The sequence below is a fragment of the Flavobacterium daejeonense DSM 17708 genome, assembly GCF_000425425.1.
Lineage (GTDB): Bacteria > Bacteroidota > Bacteroidia > Flavobacteriales > Flavobacteriaceae > Flavobacterium > Flavobacterium daejeonense.
Genome location: NZ_AUDK01000029.1, coordinates 17,636 through 42,265, shown reverse-complemented (window position 1 = coordinate 42,265; position 24,630 = coordinate 17,636). Strand labels below are relative to the sequence as shown.

General features: G+C 32.9%; 20 protein-coding genes. 2 read left to right on the top strand and 18 right to left on the bottom strand.

The annotated features are described in order from the left end of the window. Positions 1 to 21 precede the first annotated feature (21 nt). Positions 22 to 1,839, top strand: a complete 1,818-nt coding sequence (locus H599_RS0116160) for a hypothetical protein (RefSeq protein ID WP_026715078.1) — start codon at positions 22 to 24, stop codon at positions 1,837 to 1,839. A gap of 59 nt (positions 1,840 to 1,898) precedes the next feature. On the opposite strand, the gene kynU is transcribed toward H599_RS0116160, so the two are convergent. Continuing rightward, positions 1,899 to 3,176 (bottom strand): kynureninase, encoded by a 1,278-nt coding sequence (gene kynU / locus H599_RS0116155; protein ID WP_026715077.1) that lies wholly within the window; start codon positions 3,174 to 3,176, stop codon positions 1,899 to 1,901. Between the two features lie 144 nt (positions 3,177 to 3,320). Here kynU and H599_RS0116150 point away from each other — a divergent pair, with 144 nt between their 5' ends. After that, a complete protein-coding gene (locus H599_RS0116150; RefSeq protein ID WP_081810588.1) occupies positions 3,321 to 4,055 on the top strand; it encodes an SIMPL domain-containing protein in 735 nt (244 codons plus the stop codon). Between the two features lie 74 nt (positions 4,056 to 4,129). On the opposite strand, the gene queA is transcribed toward H599_RS0116150, so the two are convergent. The 17 genes from queA to H599_RS0116065 all read right to left on the bottom strand — a co-directional run bounded on the left by queA (position 4,130) and on the right by H599_RS0116065 (position 24,469). Further along, positions 4,130 to 5,179 carry a tRNA preQ1(34) S-adenosylmethionine ribosyltransferase-isomerase QueA gene (queA, locus tag H599_RS0116145; RefSeq protein WP_026715075.1) on the bottom strand — a complete coding sequence of 350 codons (1,050 nt, stop codon included), beginning with the start codon at positions 5,177 to 5,179 and terminating at the stop codon, positions 4,130 to 4,132. Positions 5,180 to 5,352: 173 nt separating this feature from the next. Beyond that, complete coding sequence (gene aroA / locus H599_RS0116140) at positions 5,353 to 6,582, bottom strand: 3-phosphoshikimate 1-carboxyvinyltransferase (protein ID WP_026715074.1); 1,230 nt, start codon at positions 6,580 to 6,582, stop codon at positions 5,353 to 5,355. A 112-nt stretch (positions 6,583 to 6,694) separates the two neighbouring features. Further along, positions 6,695 to 7,021, bottom strand: a complete 327-nt coding sequence (locus H599_RS0116135) for a nucleotide pyrophosphohydrolase (RefSeq protein ID WP_026715073.1) — start codon at positions 7,019 to 7,021, stop codon at positions 6,695 to 6,697. A 1-nt stretch (position 7,022) separates the two neighbouring features. Beyond that, positions 7,023 to 8,960, bottom strand: coding sequence for a DUF3857 domain-containing protein (locus H599_RS0116130; protein ID WP_245600536.1), 1,938 nt, complete (start codon positions 8,958 to 8,960; stop codon positions 7,023 to 7,025). Positions 8,961 to 9,018: 58 nt separating this feature from the next. Continuing rightward, positions 9,019 to 11,040 carry a DUF3857 domain-containing protein gene (locus H599_RS0116125; RefSeq protein WP_026715071.1) on the bottom strand — a complete coding sequence of 674 codons (2,022 nt, stop codon included), beginning with the start codon at positions 11,038 to 11,040 and terminating at the stop codon, positions 9,019 to 9,021. Positions 11,041 to 11,045: 5 nt separating this feature from the next. Continuing rightward, positions 11,046 to 12,956: a DUF3857 domain-containing protein gene (locus tag H599_RS0116120; RefSeq protein WP_035141787.1), complete on the bottom strand. Its 1,911-nt coding sequence runs from the start codon at positions 12,954 to 12,956 to the stop codon at positions 11,046 to 11,048. A 248-nt stretch (positions 12,957 to 13,204) separates the two neighbouring features. Then, positions 13,205 to 14,713: an ATP-binding protein gene (locus H599_RS19955; protein ID WP_051590779.1), complete on the bottom strand. Its 1,509-nt coding sequence runs from the start codon at positions 14,711 to 14,713 to the stop codon at positions 13,205 to 13,207. A gap of 159 nt (positions 14,714 to 14,872) precedes the next feature. Further along, positions 14,873 to 15,262, bottom strand: coding sequence for a DUF7793 family protein (locus tag H599_RS20425; protein WP_051590778.1), 390 nt, complete (start codon positions 15,260 to 15,262; stop codon positions 14,873 to 14,875). 153 nt (positions 15,263 to 15,415) lie between these two features. After that, positions 15,416 to 15,802, bottom strand: coding sequence for a DUF7793 family protein (locus tag H599_RS0116105; protein ID WP_026715069.1), 387 nt, complete (start codon positions 15,800 to 15,802; stop codon positions 15,416 to 15,418). Between the two features lies 1 nt (position 15,803). Further along, positions 15,804 to 16,202 (bottom strand): DUF7793 family protein, encoded by a 399-nt coding sequence (locus H599_RS0116100; protein ID WP_026715068.1) that lies wholly within the window; start codon positions 16,200 to 16,202, stop codon positions 15,804 to 15,806. Between the two features lie 3 nt (positions 16,203 to 16,205). Then, complete coding sequence (locus H599_RS20420) at positions 16,206 to 18,617, bottom strand: aminotransferase class I/II-fold pyridoxal phosphate-dependent enzyme (RefSeq protein WP_051590777.1); 2,412 nt, start codon at positions 18,615 to 18,617, stop codon at positions 16,206 to 16,208. A gap of 207 nt (positions 18,618 to 18,824) precedes the next feature. Beyond that, positions 18,825 to 19,277: a D-aminoacyl-tRNA deacylase gene (dtd, locus tag H599_RS0116090; RefSeq protein WP_026715067.1), complete on the bottom strand. Its 453-nt coding sequence runs from the start codon at positions 19,275 to 19,277 to the stop codon at positions 18,825 to 18,827. Beyond that, positions 19,277 to 20,254: a ribosome small subunit-dependent GTPase A gene (gene rsgA, locus H599_RS0116085; RefSeq protein ID WP_026715066.1), complete on the bottom strand. Its 978-nt coding sequence runs from the start codon at positions 20,252 to 20,254 to the stop codon at positions 19,277 to 19,279. Before rsgA ends, dtd begins: the two co-directional genes overlap by 1 nt. 128 nt (positions 20,255 to 20,382) lie before the next feature. Next, the gene (locus tag H599_RS0116080; RefSeq protein ID WP_026715065.1) at positions 20,383 to 21,462 is read right to left on the bottom strand and encodes a bifunctional 3-deoxy-7-phosphoheptulonate synthase/chorismate mutase type II; all 1,080 of its coding nucleotides are present in this window, start codon (positions 21,460 to 21,462) and stop codon (positions 20,383 to 20,385) included. Between the two features lie 50 nt (positions 21,463 to 21,512). Then, on the bottom strand, positions 21,513 to 22,370 hold the full coding sequence (locus H599_RS0116075) for a prephenate dehydrogenase (RefSeq protein ID WP_026715064.1): 858 nt from the start codon (positions 22,368 to 22,370) through the stop codon (positions 21,513 to 21,515). A 46-nt stretch (positions 22,371 to 22,416) separates the two neighbouring features. Continuing rightward, entirely contained in the window at positions 22,417 to 23,562 is a 1,146-nt protein-coding gene (locus H599_RS0116070; protein WP_026715063.1) for a pyridoxal phosphate-dependent aminotransferase, read from the bottom strand. Between the two features lie 76 nt (positions 23,563 to 23,638). Continuing rightward, positions 23,639 to 24,469: a prephenate dehydratase gene (locus H599_RS0116065; protein WP_026715062.1), complete on the bottom strand. Its 831-nt coding sequence runs from the start codon at positions 24,467 to 24,469 to the stop codon at positions 23,639 to 23,641. Positions 24,470 to 24,630 lie beyond the last annotated feature (161 nt).

The window sequence follows — 24,630 nt, the reverse complement described above, 5'->3', positions numbered from 1 at the left end:
ATTAAAAATGATTGTATGAACATGACAAAGATTCAAAAACCGCTACATAACTTCCATATTCCGGTAATGGGCCTTGCCTACACCATAGACAGCCCGATTCGCGTAGCGCAATATGGAATTTCCTCGGTAATATCGCTGGCAGATGATGAACTGATTGAAAAAATGAATGCTTTTTATCATCAAAAATTCAATGTACCTTATCAGGAAATTTCAAAAAAAGTTGCCGATTACAGAGCCAAACGCATTACTTCTTATTTAAACTTTGTAGACAAAATAGTAAAAGAGAAATTTGAAAATCTCAAAAATGAATTAGCCGAAAGCAAAGAAGCTTTAGAAAATTACATTGCTATTCTACCTAACAAATCGGAAATTAAAAAAGGACTGCAAGCTTTTCTTGACGAAGGAACAAACTGGAAACAAAACATCCAAAACTATATTGAAAAACAACTTTCAGCCGGTTCGATTGATGTGAACATCATGACGAAATTAGACAAAGATAATTTCGACAAAAACGAACAATTGCCTGTAATTTACAATGATGCTCATGCTGCTTTGAGAGGTTTTGCTAATAGTACCGTGAATTCTTCTATTGTACTTTCGGCCGGAATGAATCCAAGATTATACAGCTATTTTGAAAACTTCGAAGATTTTTTCCCAGATGAGAACAAGAATTTAAAAAAGAAAATTGTACTCAAAGTAAGTGATTTTCGCTCAGCAATGATACAAGGTAATTTCTTAGCTAAAAAAGGACTTTGGGTTTCTGAATACCGAATCGAGTCCGGATTAAATTGCGGCGGACACGCTTTTGCAACCGAAGGATTTTTATTAGGTCCTATCTTAGAAGAATTTAAACAAAAGAAAGCACAACTCATTGAATCATCTCATGAATTGATGATAAAAGCATTAGAACAAAAAGGAAAATACATTCCAAACGAGCCTTTAGAACTAAAAATCACGGTACAAGGTGGCGTAGGAACTGCCGAAGAACACGACTTTTTGTTAGATTATTATCAGGTTGATTCTGTAGGCTGGGGTTCTCCGTTTTTATTAGTTCCCGAAGCAACTTCGGTGGATCAAAATACCCGTAATTTATTAATTGATGCCAAAGAAGAAGATTTATACTTAAGTCAGATTTCTCCTTTAGGCGTTCCGTTTAACACTTTGCGAGGAACAACCAACGAAAAAATAAAACAACGACGCATTGAAGAAAACAAAGCCGGAAGTTCCTGCCCTAAAAAGTTTCTTGCGCTGAATAAAGATGCCGAAGGCAACGGAATTTGTACCGCTTCCAAGAAATATCAGGATTCCAAACTGGAAGAATTAGAAGCAAATAAAAATAATATCTCCTTAGAGAATTATGAAAAAGCCAAACAAAACATTACGGTAAAATCCTGCCTTTGTGTTGGCTTAGCCAATGCTTCCTATTTAGAAAACAACATTAAAATAAAAGGACAGGATCAGGGAGTGGTTATTTGTCCGGGACCTAATATCGCTTATTTTGATCAGGAAGTTTCCCTTTCTAAAATGATTCAGCATATTTATGGAAACGACTCGGTTTTACAAAATCCAAACCGCCCTCATTTCTTTATAAAGGAACTAAAGATGTACATCGATTATTTAAAAAATGACATCCAGGCTATTGGACAAGAAATCAATAATGCTAAAACTAAAAAACTGGAAGCTTTCAAATCCAATCTTTTAGAAGGAATTGGGTATTACCAAAATCTTTTTGCTGTCATTTCGAATTTTGAAACCATCAAAAAAGAAATTTCAAAACAATTTGAGCTTTTAAAAAACGAAATCAACAACATTGAAATACCAAAATTACAAATAGCTTAACCACAAAAAAGTCCCTTGAAAATTAATTCTCAGGGGACTTTTATTTTCTTATAAAATAGCTATTTCTCTAAAATTCCTCTTTTTAATATTTGTCCAAAATTGTACATATCTTCAAAAGAACAATACAAAGGAACAGGCGCCAGGCGAATTACATTTGGTTCCCGCCAATCGACAATCACGCCATTTTTCATTAAGTAGTCAAACAGGCTGCGTCCTTCACCATGCAGAAAAACCGACAACTGACAAGCTCTTTCGAACGGATTAGAAGGCGTAATGATTTCAAAATCCCCTTGCACTTCTTTATCAATTTCGTGAAGAATAAATTCTAAATAAGCTGTAATCTGATCTCTTTTTTCTATTAAAGCTTCCATTCCAATTTCGGCAAACATTTCAACCGAAGCCAGATAAGGAGCCAATGACAAAACCGGCAAATTACTTATTTGCCAACCATCCGCTCCATGAACCGGATCAAAATTAGGTTCCATTTTAAAACGACGTTCTTTATTGTGTCCCCACCAGCCTGCAAATCTGGGCAAGTCAGCATTATGATGATGTTTTTTGTGCACAAAACAACCCGAAGCATTTCCGGGGCCTGCATTCATATACTTGTAACTGCACCAGGCCGCGAAATCAATATTCCATTCATGTAATTCTAATTTTACATTTCCGGCAGCATGAGCTAAATCCCAACCCACATAAGCACCAACCTGATGACCGACTGCCGTAATTGCTTTCATATTAAAAACCTGCCCGGTGTAATAATTGACTCCGCCAATTAATACCAAAGCCAATTCATCACCTACTTCATTGATTTTTGCAATAATATCTTCGGTACGAATATTATGTTCACCCTCCCTTCTATTTATTTCAACAATGGCTTCTTCAGGCTTAAATCCATGAAATTTAACCTGACTTTGCAACATATACTGATCAGAAGGAAATGCTTTTTCTTCACAAATAATTTTGAATCGTTTGGCATCAGGCTGATAAAAAGAAACCATCAACAAATGTAAATTGACCGTTAGCGTATTCATCACCGTAACCTCGGCCGGCTTAGCACCTACAATTTTACTCAAAGGTTTCGAAAATCTTTCCTGATAATCCCACCAGGGTTTTTCGGCATAAAAATGTCCTTCCACAGCCAGATTAGCCCAATCATTCATGATTTCATCTACATAAGCCTTTGTCCGTTTGGGCTGTAAGCCTAATGAATTTCCGGTAAAATAAATAACTTGTTTATCATTCACTTTTGGAAAATGGAATTCATCTCTATATTTATGTAAGTTGTCCTGAGCGTCCAATTGTTGGGCAAAAGCTTTCGTGTTTTCGAAAATCATAATACAGTTTTCTTTTGTCAGGTAAAAATAATTAAAAAAAGAAACAACTGAATTACGAAACACTTACAAATAAAAAAATACAATCAAATTATTACATTTTAATCTTCATTTAATTATATTTGACTGAATTAAAAACATTTAGCTATGATTAAAAACAATTCAGGTGTCATTATTATTGCCTTAGCCATTGTAATATCAGCTTACTTATTTTCAAATGCTTTTCAAAATCGTAATAAAAACACTGATACGATAAGCGTTACCGGATTAGGAAAAACTGATTTTGTTTCCGATTTAATTGTTTGGAGCGGATCTTTTTCACGAAAAAGCACCACTTTAAAAGAAGCCTACGCTTTACTGGATATTGACAGGGACAAAATCAAAAGTTATTTAGCCGGCAAAGGAATTAAATCAAATGAAATTGTTTTTTCGGCAGTAAATTTCAATAAAGATTTTGAGACCACTTACAACGAAAACGGAACTCTAAGACAAAGTACATTTACTGGTTTCACATTAACGCAAAGCGTAAGTATACAGTCTAAAGAGGTTAATAAAATTGAAGAAATATCCCGACAATCCAGTGAATTAATTAATTCGGGAATTGAATTTTATTCTAATGCTCCCGAATATTATTATACTAAACTGGCTGAATTAAAAATAAAAATGATAGCCGAAGCGACTAAAGATGCCAGCACCAGAGCCAAAAGTATTGCCGAGAATGCCGATGCTAAGCTGGGAAATCTAAAAAAATCAGACATGGGTGTTTTTCAAATTATTGGTCAAAATTCCTCTGAAGATTACTCTTACGGCGGTTCATTTAACACCCAATCTAAAAATAAAACAGCTACCATTACAGTAAAGCTGGTTTATCAGGTAAACTAAAAATAATTTCTATAACAACAAAAAAACCCGTCAAGAATGACAGGTTTCTTTTATGAATTAACCTTTTATAGTGATTATAGAATTAACATTGCGTCACCGTAAGAATAGAATTTATACTTTTCTTTGATGGCTTCTTCATAAGCTTTTTTCATTAAATCATGACCGCAAAATGCCGAAATCATCATTAACAAAGTTGACTTTGGTGTATGAAAATTAGTCACCATACAGTTAGCCACACTAAAATCGTGTGGAGGAAAGATAAATTTATTAGTCCATCCTTCATACGGATTCAAGGTGTTTTGTGAAGAAACCGAACTTTCAATAGCACGCATAGAAGTGGTTCCTACTGCACAAACACGTTTTCTTTTGGCTTTAGCCTCATTTACAATATCACAGGCTTCCTGAGTAATTTTTAACTCTTCAGAATCCATTTTGTGTTTTGATAAATCTTCAACCTCAACCGGATTAAAAGTCCCTAAACCTACGTGAAGTGTAACTTCGGCAAAGTTCACGCCTTTAATTTCCAGTCTTTTCAATAAATGCTTAGAAAAATGTAAACCTGCCGTTGGCGCAGCCACAGCTCCTTCTTCTTTAGCATAAATCGTTTGATAACGCTCAGCGTCCTCAGGAGTTACCTCTCTGTTGATGTATTTAGGAATTGGAGTTTCTCCAAGTTCAGTCAATTTATTTCTGAATTCTTCGTAAGAACCATCGTAAAGAAAACGTAGTGTTCTTCCGCGGGAAGTAGTATTATCAATAACCTCAGCCACTAACGAATCATCATCACCGAAATATAATTTATTTCCAATTCTGATTTTACGGGCAGGATCTACTAATACATCCCAAAGACGTTGTTCAGCATTTAATTCTCTTAGCAAAAACACTTCAATTCTTGCCCCTGTTTTTTCTTTGTTACCGTATAAACGAGCTGGAAAAACTTTGGTATTATTCAAAATCATTACATCTCCATCATCAAAATAATCGATAATGTCTTTGAACATTCGGTGTTCGATAGTTTGTTTTTTTCTATCAATTACCATTAAACGAGCTTCATCTCTGTTTTCAGCCGGAAATTCAGCTAAAAGTTCTTTTGGTAAGTCAAAATTAAAATGTGATAATTTCATTCAAAAAAGTTATATGTTATGAGTTATAAGTCTTAAGGTTTGATTCTTAATATTATAATCGGCTGCAAATATACGATTGTGAAATAGGCGATGTCAAGTATTTTGCTGTTTAATTTAAAATTAAAACAACAAACCTCCGAAGCATCAGTGTTTTAGAAATATAAAAGCTTTTTTTAACCTATTAAATCGGAAACTTTATAACCTAATTTTTCCATATCTGCCCAAAAATCAGGGTAAGATTTAGAAACCACATCGGCATTTTCGATAATAATTGGCACTTTTAAAGCTAAAGGCGCAAAAGCCATTGCCATTCTATGATCGTTGTAAGTTCCTATTCTTATATTCGGATTAATCTCTGAAGTAGCGACCAAAGTCAAACTGTCATTGGTTACAGAAATATTAGCTCCTAACTTGCTCAACTCAATTCGCAAGGCTTCCAATCGATCCGTTTCTTTAATTTTTAAAGTATGAAGTCCCGTCAAATGACATCCGATTCCTAAACCAAGACAGGTTACCACAATAGTTTGGGCAATATCCGGGGTATTATTCAAATCAAAAGTTACATCTTGAAATTTGAACTTTTTATTTTTAGTTAAGGTAATGCTATTGCCGTTGAATTGCGTTTCCACACCCATTTCTTTATATATTGAAACTAAGGCCGAATCTCCCTGTAAACTGGATTGTTTGTAACTGCTTAGCGTAATATTAGCTTCATCAGCAAGTGCCGCTAAACTAAAAAAGTAAGAAGCCGAACTCCAGTCGGACTCAACGGTCATTTCTTTCGATTCTACTTCTTGTTTTGGATACACTTTAATCACATTGCCTTCAAAACTGGTTTGAATATTCAAATCATTTAGCAAAGCCAAAGTCATTTTGATATAAGGAATAGAAGTAATCTCTCCTTCTAAAGTCAACTCAATTCCGTTTTCTAATTTTGGTGCTACTAATAACAAAGCCGAAATATACTGACTGCTCACATTAGCTGCCATCGTTACTTTAGATTGGGTGATTTTTTGTCCTTTAATTTTAATCGGCGGATAGCCTTCTTCTTTCAGGAAAGAAATATCAGCGCCTAACTGACGTAAGGCTTCCACTAAAATTTTAACCGGACGTTCCTGCATACGACTGGAACCTGTTAAAATTACTTCGCGTCCTTCTTTTACAGCAAAAAATGCGGTAAGAAAACGCATCGCTGTTCCGGCGTGATGAATATCTACTACTTCTTCATTACCACTCAAAGCCATTTGCATTACCTCACTATCGTCAGAATTAGAAGTATTGCTCAAAGTAATATTAGGAAATAATGCCTGTAACAACAACAATCTGTTGGTTTCACTTTTAGATCCTGTTACTTCAATTTGAGCATTTAGATTAGAATGGGTTGTTTGTAGTAGTAAATTCATTTTAGAAAATTATTAGGTATGAATTATAATTATTCCTGCGTTTTTAACATTCATAATTTTGAAGGCGCAATTTAGCACTCCCAATTCACAATTCATAATTCGCAACTGATAATTATTTCAATTTTTCGTTGTTTTTGTGACGGTCTTTATCGCGTACCGATTTTAGATCCATTTTTTTATCAAAAGCAGCCTGCAAATCAACTCCGGTTTGATTCGCCAGACACAGAACCACAAAAACCACATCGGCCAGTTCTTCGCCTAAATCTTTATTCTTATCACTTTCTTTCTCAGATTGTTCCCCATAACGACGGGCAATAATACGGGCTACCTCACCTACTTCTTCTGTAAGCTGAGCCATATTAGTCAATTCATTAAAATAACGAACACCGTGTTCTTTTATCCAGGTATCTACGTTTAATTGAGCGTCTTTAAGATTCATTTTATATTTTTTTAAGTACTATTTTTTCTTTTTCTTTATCTACTATTTTTTGATAAAAATCTTTAAGCATTGAATAATCTTCAGCAGAAACCATAGTCTTTTTAAATTCAGTTTGTACTGCTATCTGAATTCTGTTATCATTTTTAACCAAAAAACATTTAAAAGTCAAAGCTCCATCTCCAGCCGACAAATTTATTCCATTTGGAATTGATTCCACTTCAAAACCTTCAGGAATTTCAAGATTAATCATGTATTTCTTTTGAGTTGGATATCCAAAATAAACCGGCATTTTTCTGTTTTCCTGAAGAAAAGGGTTTTTATTCATTGTAAAAAACAACATTGGATTAATAAAAAACTCTTTTCCAATAATCTCTGTATGATTCACAGATTGAAAAGTAAAACTCTCATCCACAGGCTCTAACAAATCTTCGTTCTTATTTTTCACTTCATAGTTACTAATTTCAACACCGTTATAAGAATTTTCGATTCTCTCTACATAATTATCCGTATTTGTCTGAGCGAATTTTTCTCTGTAACTATAAGCCTCATAATTGGTTTTACGGCTTCGCAAATCACCCGTTATCTTTCCCGATGCATCTATTTTTGCCATTACATTACAATTTACTACTGATGGAACAGAAGGTAACAAATTAACTTCTTGAGAAGTTCCATCGGCTTTTATTAACCGTCCGGTCCAATTTAAAGCATTCAGCGGCAAAATATTCTGAGTTGTATATTTATGAGTTGCATCCAGCAATATTAGTTTACCATCAATATCAACCATTGCAACTACATAATTAAAAACAGTCCTGCCTGGAAATACCGGAATTCCGTGATTTATTGTACTTATTAAAACCGGGTTAGCTTCAACACCTGCCAATCTCAACATCGATATCAAGATAAAATTAATTTCTGCCGCATTCCCAGTTCTTTCTTCATAAGCCTTAACAACACCTTTATCTGCATAATAACCATATTCCTGATTCCAATTCATTTTTTCCTGAACAAACTTAAAAATCTTCTTAAGTCTTTCATCCTTAGAATCTTCACTTTTTAGAAGTAATTTAACATCATTAACTAAATAATTAATTTCTGCTAATTGGTTTCCAAAATTTTTATTCTCAAAAATAGTTTTAGCAACCCCTTCCCAAGTAACAGAATAATCTTTAACAGGCTGCTCGGGAAATCGTGTTCTTTCTAATTCATTATGAAGAGAGCATTGATAATTCCTTATATTATCAACAAATTCTTCCTCTTTCAAGGCAGGAACATCTTTAGCTATATAACTACTGCTAATTTGCTTGTAGGTCATCAATCTGGTTTGCCCATATTCATTAGCAAAACTAACAGAACCTTGATTTACTTTAGAATCTGATTTAACATCAACATATCCTTTTAAAATGGTTTTATAAATATAATATTCAGGTATTTCTGTTTTATATTCTGCATAATTGACAGGAATAGTATATTGGAAATCACAAACAGGAAATCTAACCAGATTTTCAGACTTAAGCAAATAACTAAACTCAATAACCGAACCTGCTTTTACATTTGGCATGGACAATTTTGCCATTTTCCAGTCATCATTAATTTTAGTTTTAAAAACACCCTCACTATTTAATTTAGTTTTTATAACATCTCCATTTTCCAAATTATACGTAACCGCATCAGAAAAACTCAACATTTCATCACTTAAATTTTCATACCCTATATAATAAGGTACTTCAAAATTAGCCCAACTTAGTCCTCCTTTCTTGTAAATTTTTATTCTATAAGTAAACTCATGATTCATCACAAAGCCCTTCTTAATATCATAAGTAAAAAAAGTTCTGCCCTTTTTATACAAAATCGCTGCCGGAGCGCTGGTATCAATTGGATGTTTTTTTTCTTGCAACTCTAAAACAGAAATCCTACCTGTTTTAAATTCTTGTGCTTTCATAGAAGTTACCATTAAAAATGCTACAAGAATTACCTTAAGACGAAACAACTTCATATACTTAAATCTTTTTTAGTACTATTTTCTCATTTTGTTTCTCTATACTTTTTTGAAAAAAATCTTTCAAAGTAGCATAATATTCGGGCGTAACGATAGAAGAGTAAATATCAGAAGTGGAAACAATTTGAATCTGACCATTATTATTTGCAATTACGAACCTAAAAAAGCCTATTTTCTCCCCTCCATCAACGGTCATTGATTTAGGCATAGACTCCACCTCATAACCTTCAGGAATCTTTAGACTAATAGTATATTTCTCCTGAATTGGATAACCAAAATCAACCGGGTATTCTCTTACTTCCTGCTTAAATGGATTTTCTTTTACAGCAAAAAAAGCCATAGGAGACATGTAAATTTTTCCGTTTATCACTTCAGATGTTTTATTATCTCTAAATGAGTAATTTTCAATTACAGGTTTTGACAAATCCAACTCATTTTCTCTTTCATAATCATCAATCTCAATATTACTATTTCTACTTTCCAAAGATTCTAAATAATTATCTTTATTGGTAAGCAAATGTTTTTGTCGAAACTTTAAAGCTTCATGATTTACATGATATTGTTTTACTTTACCATTAATAACCCCTTCAGAATCAATAGCAGAAATAACTGATACAAATTCTCTGGAATTAATTTCAGGCATTAAATTAACATTTTCAGAAGTACCATTTTTACGTATTAATCGACCAAACCAATTCAAATCTCTTAATGGTAAAATATTAGGAACCGCATATTTTTCAGTGGCATCTAACAAAATCAAGCCTTTATCTGTTTCCACTGCAGCTATAACATAATTAAAAGCAGTTCTATTAGGGAAAAAAGAAATTCCATTAGAACGGGTACTCAATAAAACAGGATTAGCGTTTAAATCAGAATAACGTAACATAGCTGTGAGCATAAGGTTAATATCGGCTACATTACCTGCTCCATTTTTATAAGCTTTCCTTACTCCTTCTTCACAGGAATAACCATAATAACCATTCCATTTTACCTTAGTCTTAGCAAAAGTAAATATTGCTGCTATTTTTTCTTCCAAAGTAGTTACTCCTTTAAGAATCTGATTTAAATCGTCTTCAAAATAACCTGTCTTATTCAATTCAGGTCCAAAATCATCATACTTGTAAATTGTTTCAACGACGGCATCCCAATTAGTAGAATACATTTTAGGCATCGAATTAGGGAACTGAGTCATTGACAATTCCTGTTCTAAAGAAGTTGTGTAATTTTTAATATTATTAACAAAAACCTCTTCTTTAATTGCCGGCATGTTCTCCGCTAAATAAGTCGTTCTTGTTTCGGTATAATTTATATTATCGCTTGTAAAATTAGTACTTACTGCCCCACCAAAACCATTTGTTACCCTTTCCTTAGAATCAATTCTTATTGACTTAGTATTCTTAACAACATTTATTGTTGGTCGTATGAATCCTTTCACATTAGTATTAAAAATAAAATATTCCGGAACAAGAGTAACATACTCTGAATAATTTACCGGAATATCTGATTGAAAATACCAATCTCTTGGATTACCTATACTGGGTGTGTGTAAAGCATATTCATATTCAATAACAGAACCTTCCTTCACATTTGGCAGAGCAATTTTCTTCTGTCCCCAATATTTATTAATTACTTCATCGAATTCTCCATCACTTTTCAATTTAGTTTTTTCTATTTTCCCATTAACAAGATTATACGTTGCCACATCAGAAAAAACGACTTTTTCTCTTAAGCTATTTTCCAAATAATAACGTACAGCTTTGTTAGCCCATTCATAACCTTCTTTCTTATAAATTTTTATTCTTGCCTTAACAACAAGCTCAATCTCAAAACCACTAGTTTGATTGTAGATCAAATTACTTACTCCTTTTTCAAAAAGAACTGCCGCAACGGCAGATGAGTCTTTTGGATGCACTTTTTCCTTTAATTCTTCAATGGAAACTTTTCCTAATCGAAAATCTTGCGCTTTCATACTGTAAGTACACAAAAACAATATAATAATAGAAATTAAAATTTCAGACTTCATTGGTTTTAGGTTTTGGTTAGTATTATTTTGGCATTGTCGTTTCTTGAAATTTGTTCTATAAAAAGACGGTATTCATCGTATTCCATATTAGTATATACTCCTTTATTAACAAGTAAAAAACGTTTATAGATCAAGGAACCGTCTTCTGTTTTTACAATTTCAGTTTTATATTCTCCGAATTTAGTTTTCAAATCAAAATTATCAGGCAAAAACTCAATTTCGTACCCCTTAGGAAGAACAATATTTATTTCATCAGTATCTAAATAACCTCTTTGAATTTCAAAAGGATATTTTCGATTTCTAATCCGTTTTATAGCATTTCCCTGTTGATTATATACATTTATCGAAAAAAGCAACTTATTTCCTGAAATATTAGCATAATTTGCTGCATTAATAGAAACATCCTCTAAAAAGGTTACCTTGTCCTTATCATTAGTAAAAACAATCTTCCCCAGTTTCAAATTATTTATATTACTCCAATATTCTTTATAATGCGCCTCCTTTTCATCGGGGTGAACATGTTCTAACCTGGCTTTATTACTATATTGCGAACCTTCTGAAACAATCGATATATTCCCTGACAAACTCCCTTTCTCATCTAAAAGATAGGTTCCTTTACTTTTTTGCAAATTCCCTTTGTCTTCATAAATCTTAGTATGTACAATCTCACCACCAGTTGGTTTAATAATTAAAACAGTTCTGTCATCAGTGAACTTTCCCTGATAACCAAAAGGATCATCCTGACTGGTACATTCTAACCACACATAATCATTTTTATAAGGAATAGCTAAAATCATGTGATTTCCCTGTATGGAAACAAAATCCGACTGAATATTTCTCTTGTAAGAATCTCCATATAAAATAGTATTATACGAAGGCACACCTACTAATTCTAAAAGTGCTCTGGTGTAATTTGTAAGAGCTTTACAATCACCATAACCCAATCGATCAACATCAGCGGCCAACATCGGTTTCCAACCTCCAATACCTACCTGAACACTTACATATCTTGATTTCTTTTGTACATAATCATAAACAATTTTTGCCTTCTTAATAACATCTGTTTCAGTACCTACCAGATTTTTAATTTTTGCTTCCGTCTCCGGAGTTAATTGAACTGTCCCGTCCAAAATTTCATCATAATACCACTTACCAAATTCTTTCCATGATTTTGCATTTCCATCCTTGCCTTCCAGATTAAAACTGTCTAAACTCATGAGTAATCTTGGAAAAACCATTGTTGGTGCACAATAAGGTTCTTGTTTTTGAGCCAAAATAAATTTTGCGGTATATTTTAATTGAGTTGATGTATCTGTATTTTTTTCAATATTAAAGCCATTGAAATTAATTTCCTTTTTCTTGAAACCAAGATTTCCAGAAACGTTAACAGTTAAAACACTTAACTCAGTACCCACAAAATAATTCTTAAACGGATACCAACTAGGTATAAAAGCTGTATTAGAACTTTCAATTTCACTATCAAAAACAACAGTAAAAGGATATTGTGTAGGAGTATAATCTAAATAAATATATCGCGCATCTGAAAAAAGTGTACTTCCACTAATAGCACTAACATCTTTAAAGTCTTTTCGCTTTATTTTCTTAATCTCATTACCGAATACATCAAGAATTCTAGCTTCAATATTTTTAATCGATATTTTTTTATCATAATTTTCAAAAGCATCAATTGCAGAAAGTCCTTTTTCATTAAATACCGTAATTACCCTTTGGCTTTTTATATTCATACTTCTTTGTGAAACAATGTTTATATCAATTTGATTTAAACGAACAACTGCATCGGCATTTTCTTTTAAACTATCAGGAATCTGCGAAAACAGATATTCTTTTTTTTGTGCCTGTAGCTGTGACATCAAAAGACTGAAAACAATTAAAACTTTTATTTTAAAAATTTGCATAAGCTTTTCAAGAATTAAAATTAGCTAAAAAGAAAAATCAAAAAATCTTAATCTAGTGATTTCTAAAGATTAAATGGTAACTTTTTAAACAATCGAAAATCTCAAAAATAAAACAAATCATACAAAAACCAAATAAAAATTTTAGTTTTTTTTAACAGGTTTTTTTTCGTAACAAGATGTAAAAATGATTAATAATCTTGAAGAAGAGATTACTTCAAGATAAAACAATACTAAAACTTTATAAACTATTATTTATTCGCAATCAAATCAATAATTGCTTTATAAAGTTCCTCTGCTTCAAAAGGTTTTGAAAGATATTTATTGATACCTACTGCTTTACAGGCTTCGGTAACCGAAGAAGTAACCACTGCCGAAAGAGCAAGAATAGGAATATTTTTTTTCGAATGATTTTTCAATGTACGAATAGCCGAAGCAGCTTCATAACCATTCATATCTGGCATCATTAAATCCATCAGAATCAAATCAAAATCCTGATGCAAAAGTGCTTCCAGTGCCAATTTCCCATTAGCTACCACCACACAATCAATATTGTATTTCGACAATACTTTTTGTACTAAAATCTGATTGATATGATTATCCTCAGCCAAAAGTACTTTTATTTTTCTATCGATATCCAGCTCTGCTTTTCGGGATTCTTTTCTCCCAAAAACCGCTTTAGAGCCTGACAAATCATAATCATTTTTAAAAAAAGGTAAGGTCACAGTAAATTTAGTCCCTACATCCGGCTTACTTTTTACTTCAATCTCACCATTCATAATGTCGACAATTTTCCGAACAATGGCTAGCCCTAAACCTGTGCCACCGTATCTTCTCGCCTCATCATTACTAAGCTGAACAAAAGGATTGAAAATATCTTCAATTTGATGAGAAGGAATACCAATTCCGGAATCTTTAACTATAATTTTAACCACATAAGCATCTTCTTCTTCATCTTTGAATTTAATTTTTAAATAGATTTTGCCTTTAGCTGGTGTAAACTTAATGGCATTACCAATTAAATTAAAGAGAATTTGAGAAATTCTTACCGAGTCTCCATTCAAAACAACGGGTAATTCTTTATCAATAGTAATTTTGAAATCAATTTCTTTTTCGGCAGTTTTTATCGAAAATGTATCCCGAATTAAACGAATTAACTGATTCAGGTTAAAAGGTTTATTCAAAAGAGCAATTTGTCCCGATTCGATTTTGGCTAAATCCAAAATATCATTTACAATAACCAATAAAATATCTCCCGACATTTTAATGTATTCCAATTGTTTCTTTCTTTCCGAATCTAATTCAGGACTGTTGAGCAATAAATCGGTAAAGCCTAAAATTCCATTAAGCGGCGTTCGGATTTCATGGCTCATATGGGACAAAAACTGATCTCTTGTCAGCACTAATTGCTCCGTTTGCTCTTTTTCATCGACTAATTTTTCATTAATAGTTTCTGTTAATTTTTTAGAAACCATTGCTGCTTTTAATTCTTCGATGTAGGTATTAAATCCCATACAAAAAACATCCAGCTCATCATGCGCCTCTGAAATGGGTAAATAATTAAAAAAATCTCCCGCAAAACAATTTGATATTTGCTCGATAATTACTCCTGTGCGTTTCTTTTTAGATTCTATTTTTTCAGCTAAAAACAATAACTCTTCATAAACATCATCTAAACTATCTCCATGAGTTAATTGCTCCTGAAACTCATCTTGGTTTATGGAACGTACTAAGGCTAATATTTTTTCTAGTTTAGACATTTTATTCTTTTATGTTCAATATTGGATAGTAATTATTTTTTTTCTCTACCCTAACGAAAAAGTAAAACAATTATTACGTATCAAAGATAAATATAAGAAATATCTTTTAAAAACAATTCTATTAATTATTAAATTAAAAATATATTTCTACAGCTATTTTTACATTCCTTTTTCTTTAACCTCTAACAACCATCCCAAAGCTTTCTTTTTATTGGTAAAAACAAAGAAAGGCATAATAGGTTTTTTTAATTTAATATAGGTATTAAAAATAAACTTTGTTATATGAGAATTCACTAATACTGCTACAGCATGCAAATAATTTTGACCATACTGATCCGCATAATCGCGGGCTTCTTTAGTAATAAATTTCACTCTTGTAATATCATATAACCAATATTGATTTACTCCACTTGAAATTTCTTCTCTAAGCTTAACTGCCTCTTTCATCCTCTCAACATCAACCTCCACGCCTCCCTGAAATCTTGAAAACAGAATTCCATCTTCCTGCCAAAATTCAATATACTCATTCTTAATAAAATTCTCTTTCATAATATCTCAAGCTATTATGGATGTTATTAATCCAAAATTAACACTCATTACTTCTTCTGCCATAACCAAAAAACTGTGGTAATCATGCTCCATCCTTTTTTATAATCAAATATAAAATCTGGACATACATTTGATTTGATTTATACAAACTTATTATTGATTATTCTTTTTCTTCAATTCGTTTAACCATTGAACGGCTTCACTTTTTTTGGTAAAACCTTTTAAAGGAACAACGGGATTTTTTAATTTCATAAACATATTCAAAATAAATTTTGTTACATGAGAATTTAGCACTACAGCACAGGCATACAAACTTGCTTGTCCGTATATATCAGCATAATCACGTGCCGCTTTTTCAAAGGATTTAATTCCGTTAAAATCATAACACCAATATTGTTTCTGACCAATTGATATCTCATGACGTAAATCAATGATGGTTTTTATATTTTTTAAAGTCCCAATAGTTGGTTTCTTAAATTGAGAATAGAGAATATCATCTTCTACACAAAATTTAATAAAATCATTCTCAACTGTTCTCATTTTAGCCTAAAATATTTTTTTCATTTTTTGACTTTATTTCCAACAACCATTTAACTGCTTTTTCTCTATCGGTAAATACCTGAAAAGGAAAATCAGGTGATTTTAATTTCACATACATATTAAATATAAACTTTGTAACATGTGAATTCACCATCATTGCATTTGCAAAAATAAACTCCTGACCATATTTTTCCGCATAATCCCTGGCTTCTTTATTGACCGAAACTAATTTGGTGCCATCCATACACCAATATTGATGCTTATTATTCGAAATTTCATGTCTTAATTCTATTAATTTAGACATAATTTCTAAATCAACTTCAATAGGTTTTTTAAGCTCATTAATTAATATCCCATTTTCAAACCAAAATCGCGCATATTCATTTTCTACCATTTCCATTTTTCACATATTTAAATAAGAATTAATAACCTCAGAATTGTATGTATCCTGAATTTTCAAGTATGCAAATGTAGGAACAGCAATTGCGCCATATTTTTGCTTCTCAAAATCCGCAGAAAACCCACAAAAAACTGTTTCTTTACCTAATACTCTTGCTCTTTTATTTATTTGATAAACAATTTGCTGGTATATTTTATGTGATTTAATATACATATCATTTAATCCCACAATCATAGGGGAAGAGTGCAAAGGACCATTATAAATCCAAGCTGAAGCAATAATTTCGTTTTGACCTCTTAAACGAATAAGAATAAATTCATAATCATCATATTTAGATAAAACGTTAGTTATTTTTGATGGATAACTAAAAAAATTGAACCCGAAATTTCTAACTTTCACATTTAAAAATAACTTGTAACAAGTTTCAGCTTCTTCAGTGGTTAAATTATTTTTGATAGATATATCAAACAACGATTCTTTTTTCAATGCATAATACCGAATTCCTTCTCTTTTTTTACTTGACGGAATAGATGCCAGCATTTCATCCTCCGTATTCCAAGTTATATTTTTCAATTGCAATGAATTCGGCATATTCACTTTTACAAAACCTTCGTCTTCAAAACGCTCATGATACTGAAAATCTGAATAAAAATCTCTTAGAATAACGACAGCTGATTGGGTTTCTTTTTTTAATTTTTCTACTTTGACAAAAAACTCATTTAATGCAATTTTCACTAAAGGATGCTCACTCTTAATATATAAATGCTCACCTTCTGAAAATAAAGACCCCATCGCTAATGTTTTTGAACATAAATAATAAGGATTGTTTTTACGCACTTCTTCTATTTGTTTTGATACATTTTCTAAAGCCAACATATCGTCTTTATAAATAGTACTTGTAAAATATGTTGCCAAAATTATTTTACCATCATTATCTTTAACTATAATATAATGAAAGCTCCAATTTTCTTCGGGTTTCTCATTATTAGAAAAAATCTCTTCCATTGCCTGCATTGCCGAATGTCCAATGTTTCCTCTATCCTTAAACATCAAGTCCCAATCAACAGCATTGATATCATGAATTGTTGTGTATTCTTCGACGATTAAGTTCGAATTTATTGGCTCAACTAATAATTCATCTTTTTTTTGCTGCAAATGATATCCAAACTCTTTATAAACCCTTTCAATACTATCGCCTTCTTCTTCAATAGCCTTAGATAAATGATATGCCATTGCATCAGTTAATAAATCAATATCCGCTTTTGTATTGTGACGGGTCAATGTAAATCGCAAACCGGATTTATCATTAGGAACGACCGGAAATGTAGCTGTATTTACATAAATCCCTTCTTCCAAAATGCGATGAACAAAATTACGGGTTACTTTATTCAAGCCACTTCCGATAAAATAAATAGGAGAATCAGAAGAAGAAATATTTGTCAGATTTTTTTCTTCCAATCTCATATTCATGTAATTCATCAATTCTTTTAATTCCGACTGATAATTGTAAATTTGGTCAGACAAATGAATTTTAGCCGAAGCGATAGCAGCACCCGCATTTGCTGGAGATAACGGATGTGAATAACTCAATGGCCCGCCAAAAATATCGGTTCTTCGGTACATTTCCGAATCGGCAAAAATGGCTGTTCCGCCTACACAACCAAAACCTTTAGCTAAAGTTGATATGATAACAATACGCTCGCTAACTCCTAATCGATCGTAAATATAGCCTGCTCCATTTTTTCCAGCCCAACCCATACCGTGCGCATCATCAAAATACAAATACAGTTTAGGATATTTATGAAGCAAATTTTTCAAAATAACCGTATCCGGTAAATCGCCGTGCATGGAATATACACCATCAGCCATATACCAAATACGGCTGTATTTATTATAATTCTCCCGAATCATTTCCTCAAGCATTTCATAATTAGAATGCCTTACCATTTTTACTTCAGTCCCTTGTAATTTGGTGTTTTTACACGGAAACTGCACACTAAAATGCACCTGTTGGTCGAGTATAATTAAATCATCCGGTTTTATAATTGTAGCAATAACCGAAATATGAGCATTAGATGTTGAAGTATAGCAAATCACTTTATTGCCATCAAATATCTGAGACATTAACTCTTCCAACTCCTGAATGTAAGTCGGCCGAATGTATGCTCTGGACATCGATAATTGTGTTCCAAATTTCTTTGTTAATTCAATTGAACCGGCTATCAAATCAGGATGCGTTTCTAAACCTAAATAACCACAGGTTCCGAAATTTATTAAATCCCTTCCTTTGATTGTAAATTTTTCACCTTTAAAACTTTGCTCCTCAGAATTAATATGCATAATGCCTTTATCCTTTGCAGAGGTCCAAACATTGTCAACAACATCCAGATAATTATTATGTTTTATCTTTGCCAAAATATTAAATATCAAAAAAAATTAACAAACAATTTCATATAAATATTTTTTCAGGTTGCCAAAAACGACATCCTAAAAAAAAATAAATACAAAACTATCCGGGGCAAAATAGCATTGATTTACTTCGACTCTCAAATTAAAAGTACATTATCAAATATAGAAAAAAAAGTACAGCTCATTGAAGTTTATTGAACTTTGAAATAACTTTTATTCTCTGTTTTTACTATCAATCATTATAGTAACTGGACCGTCGTTAAGTAGACTTACTTTCATATCGGCTCCAAACTGACCTGTTTGTACTTTTTTGCCGATTTCCTGTTCTAATTTTCGAACAAAATTTTCATACATCGGAATGGCAATTTCAGGTTTGGAAGCTTTTATATAAGAAGGACGGTTTCCTTTTTTAGTGCCGGCGTGAAGTGTAAACTGACTTACCACAATTATATCGCCGTCGACATCCTGAACCGATAAATTCATTACATTATTTTCATCACCAAAAAGTCTAATTTTAGCCACTTTTGCCGCCAGCCAATCAATATCTTCCTGAGAATCGGCATCTTCAATACCTACAAGAACCAATAAACCTTTTTGAATCGAAGCTACTATTTGAGAATCTATAGTAACTGACGCTTCAGAAACTCTTTGAACTACAACTCTCATTAACTTCTGGATTTATCACTGTTTTTTCGATCCTCGTCATAAATATCGGTGCGATAATTCTCTTCATCACCTTCTAATATTTTAAGATAACTATTGTAACGCGACCAGGAAATTTCTTCTTTTTCCAAAGCTTCTTTAACCGCACACTTAGGTTCTTCCTTATGCAGACAGTTATTGAACTTACATTGGTCTTTCAGTTTGAAAAATTCCGGAAAGTAATCACTGATTTCTGCTTTTTCCATATCTACCACACCAAAACCGCGAATTCCCGGTGTATCGATAATTTGAGCTCCAAAAGAAAGGTCGAACATTTCGGCAAAAGTAGTAGTGTGTTGCCCCTGTGAATGAGAATCGGAAATTTGTTTGGTTTTCAAATTCAACGAAGGTTCAATCGCATTGACCAAAGTAGATTTTCCCACTCCGGAATGTCCGGAAAACATACTCACTTTTCCTTTCATCAAATCGATTAACTTATCCAAACCTTTACGTTCCTGAGCCGAAACACGTAAACATTGGTAACCTATTTTTTCGTAAGTATATTGCAAAAACAGCTGTTCATCTAAGGCGGCTTCATCAAAAGTATCAATTTTGTTAAAAACCAAAACAGCTTCAATTCCGTAAGCCTCAGCAGTTACCAAAAAACGATCTATAAAACTGGTAGTCGTAGGCGGATTATTAATAGTCACCAACAGGAAAACAATATCAATATTAGAAGCAATAATATGGGTTTGTTTCGAAAGATTGACCGACTTCCTCACAATGTAATTCTTACGGTCATGAATTGCATTAATAACCCCCGTAATTTGATTATTGGATTCTTCTAATTCATAATCAACACGGTCGCCCACAGCAATAGGATTGGTACTTTTAATACCTTTCATTCTGAATTTTCCTTTTATTCTGCAGTCCACAAAATCCCCTGATTCAGATTTTACCGTGTACCAGCTTCCTGTTGATTTATAAACGATTCCTGTCATGAGGCAAAGATAAAATTTTGTTTCTTGTTTAAAGTTGAATGTTAAAAGTTTTTGTTAATCAATAAAAATAGAAAAATCCCTTCAACTTAAACAAGGTCAAAGGGATTTCAATTTATTTAGAAAATGAATTATCCGTTGATAATTTTTTCTTGGTGCTCGATACTTTCCTGGTGAATTGATTTGAACAATTTAGTGATAAATTCTGCCGACAATCCTTTTTTAGCACCTTCAGCAACCATTTTCTCCTGGATTTCGTTCCAACGGCTGTTTTGCAATACAGCTACGTTATTTTCTTTTTTCACCTGACCAATTTCGTCAGCAACTTTCATTCTTTTTCCTAAAAGCTCTAATAAATTAGTATCTAAAACGTCGATATTAGCTCTTAATTTTGTCATTTTGTTTTCAAAATCACTATCACCGCTTACTTTTCTAATTTTCAAATCTTTCAAAATTTGTTTCAAAGCATCCGGAGTAACTTGTTGCGCAGCATCAGACCAAGCGTTATCAGGATCATTATGCGTTTCGATAATCATACCGTCATAGTTCAAATCTAAAGCTTCTTGCGTTACTTCAAGAATCATATTACGATTTCCTGTAATGTGAGATGGATCGATGATTAATGGTAAATCAGGGAATTTGTTTTGCAATTCGATAGCAATTTGCCACTCAGGAATGTTTCTGTATTTCGTTTTCTCATAAGTAGAGAAACCTCTGTGAATAACTCCTAAATTCTTGATTCCAGCCATGTGTAAACGTTCAACACCACCTAACCATAAAGCCATATCAGGGTTTACAGGGTTTTTAACCAAAACAATTTTGTCAGTTCCAGCCAATGTATCAGCAATTTCCTGAACCGCAAATGGATTAGCGGTTGTACGAGCTCCAACCCATAATACATCGATATCATATTCTAAAGCTAATTTACAGTGAGCAGCTGTAGCAACCTCGGTTCCCATCAACAATCCTGTTTCTTCTTTCGCTTTTTTCAACCATTTCAATCCTATTTCTCCAATTCCTTCAAATCCTCCCGGACGAGTTCTTGGTTTCCAAATTCCTGCTCTGAATACGCTTACATCTGAATTTTTCAATTCGTGAGCAATTTTCAATACTTGCTCTTCAGTTTCAGCACTACAAGGTCCTGCTATCACAAATGGATGATTTAATTTGAAAGCATCCAACCAATTTCTCATTTCTTTCTTGTTTTCCATTTTTTACAATTTATTGTTGTTTTTATTTTAATTCTTTTTACTCTTTCTTTTTATTTTTTAACGCTTATGCCGTTTAATATTTCTCTGATTTTATTCACACTTGCCATTTCTTCAAAAATAGCATTGTAATCATCCTGTGCCAACAAATTTTTAAACTGCGTCAAATTCGAAATATATTCTTCTAACGATTCTAAAACCTGCGCTTTATTTTGTTCAAAAATTGGCGTCCACATCGCCGGCGAACTTTTAGCTAATCGCACCGTACTTTCGAATCCGGAACCTGCCATATCAAAAATATCCTGTTCGTCTTTTTCTTTATCAATCACTGTTTTTCCCAACATAAAGGAACTAATATGTGAAAGATGCGAAACATAAGCAATATGCTTATCATGCGATTTTGGATCCATATACCTAATACGCATTCCCATTGCTTTAAACAAATCCAGCGCTTTTTCCTGCAATTTAAAAGCGGTTTTTTCTACTTCGCAAATGATATTTGTTTTTCCTCTGAACAAATCTCTCAATGCTGCCGAAGGCCCTGAAAATTCCGTTCCGGCAATTGGATGCGTTGCAATAAAATTTCTTCGCTTCGGATGATTGGCAATAGCTTCACAAATCGGATTTTTAGTCGAGCCTACTTCAAAAACAATCGTATTATCTTTCACCAAATCCAGTACCTGAGGCAATAATCCTAAGGCAACATTCACTGGCACTGAAACAATCACAAAATCGGCCTGATCTAAATCTGCCATAGTCGCCGCAACATCAATAACGCCTAACTCTAAGGCCTGTTGCACATGTTTCTCGTTAGAATCTATTCCGCAAACTGTAGCTTCAGGATACAGTGCTTTGATGTCTAAAACCATCGAACCACCTATTAAACCTATTCCTATTACAAATACTTTCATTTTTTCAATTTCAATATCAATGACAAAAATCAATGACAATTATAATCTAAAACCTATCAATAGCTTCCTGTACTTTTTCCTCCTTCACACATAATGCAAATCGAATATACCCTTCACCATTGGAACCGAAAATAGTTCCCGGTGCAATAAAAATATATTTCTCATGCAAAACTTTATCTATGAACTTTTCCGACGAATCAATCCCCTGCGGTAATTTAGCCCAAACGAACAATCCAACTCCTTCTTTATACACTTTACAGCCTAATTTTTCAGCTAATTGTTCTGTTAAAACACGACGTTTTTTATACACTTCATTCATGGCATCAAACCATGATTGATTACTCTTTAATGCTTCGATAGCGCCTTTTTGAATCCCGTAAAACATTCCGCTATCCATATTGCTTTTTACCCTTAAAACAGCATCAATTAAATCGGCACTTCCTGAAACCATTCCTACACGCCATCCTGCCATATTAAAAGTTTTACTCAAAGAATTCAACTCTAAAGCCACATCTTTAGCCCCTTCCACCTGCAACAAACTCATTGGATTGTCATTCAGAACAAAACTGTACGGATTGTCATTTACAAGCAGAATTTGATGTTTTTTGGCGAAAGCCACTAATTTTTCAAACAAAGTCAAACTTCCTCTGGCACCCGTTGGCATGTGCGGATAACCAATCCACATTAATTTTACTTTCGATAAATCTAATTTCTCCAAAGCTTCAAAATCAGGCTCCCAATTATTGGCCTCTGCCAAATCATAATAAACCGCTTCTGCTCCAACTAAATTTGTTACCGAAGTATAAGTTGGATAACCCGGATTAGGAATTAAAACCTGATCTCCTTCATTCAAAAAAGCCAATGAAATATGCATAATCCCTTCTTTGGAACCCATTAAAGGCAAAATCTCATTGTTTGGATTTAACGTTACCTGAAAATTATTCCAATAAAAATCGGCCATACTTTTACGCAATTCCGGTAATCCCTGATAACTTTGATAACCATGTGCGTTTTCATCTTGTATTGCCTGTGCTACGGCATCAATTACAGCTTGTGACGGCGCTAAATCAGGACTACCAATTCCCATATTAATAATTGGTTTCCCTTCTGCTGCTAACTGTCTTACCTCTCTTAATTTTGACGAGAAATAATATTCTTCAACTGTATTTAATCTGTTTGCTGTTGTAATCATTTTTATTCTTAGGCTTTTGAACTATTTCCGACTTTTCCCGAAGGACAAGCTATCTTATTTTCTTTGCTTATTAAAATTATACTGGTTTCGTATTTGGATATTCTCCTAAAACTTTAAAATATTCTGCCATGATTGACACTAATGATTTTGCTTTAGCATAATCTTCATATTTTTCAAAAGTGACATCCACAAAAAACGAATATTTCCAAGGCGTTTCAATTTTTGGCAACGACTGAATTTTGGTCAAATTCATTTTACAATCACTCATCACATTCAAAACCGCAGCCAAACTTCCTCTTTTATGATCCAATTCAAATTTTAAAGAAGCCCGGTTTATCTCATTTTCCGGCACAAACGAATTTTCTTTTTTAATAATCACAAAACGGGTCATGTTATTTTTTATCGTTTGAATTTCAGGTGCCAAAATATCCAATCCGTACATTTCGGCTGCCACTTTACTGGCAATGGCTGCTACACCTTTTAATTGGTTTTGCTGAATTCTTCGGGCGGTTTCTGCCGTATCTTTATCTTCTACCAATTTAATATGCGGATATTGCTTTAAAAAATCCATACATTGCAACAAAGCCATCGGATGCGAATACACTTCTTTTATATCTTCAATAGTTTGTCCGCCAAGAGCCATTAAATTTTGATGAATTCGCAAATAATGTTCCCCAATAATGTGCAAATTATTCTTATCAATTAAAGCATAATTAGGAATAATTGGCCCTGCAATAGAATTCTCTATAGCCATTACCGCCTGAGATGACTTCCCCGCAAGAAGACTATCAATTAATTCCTCAAAAGACAAACACTCATCGACAACCACATCTTGTCCATAATATTCCTGAGCCACCTGATGATGAAAAGAACCTATTATCCCCTGTATCGCAATTTTTGTTTCCATTTATTCAAAAAAAAATCCTGATTTTCATCAGGATTGTATATTAGTTTTATTTGTTTTATCTATTTTTCAAATTACCATAGCACAATCCTTATCTCTCGCTAAAGAAATAAAAAGAAAAGCTAAAATAGAAACGGTTATTTGACATCTTGATTAAATATTAT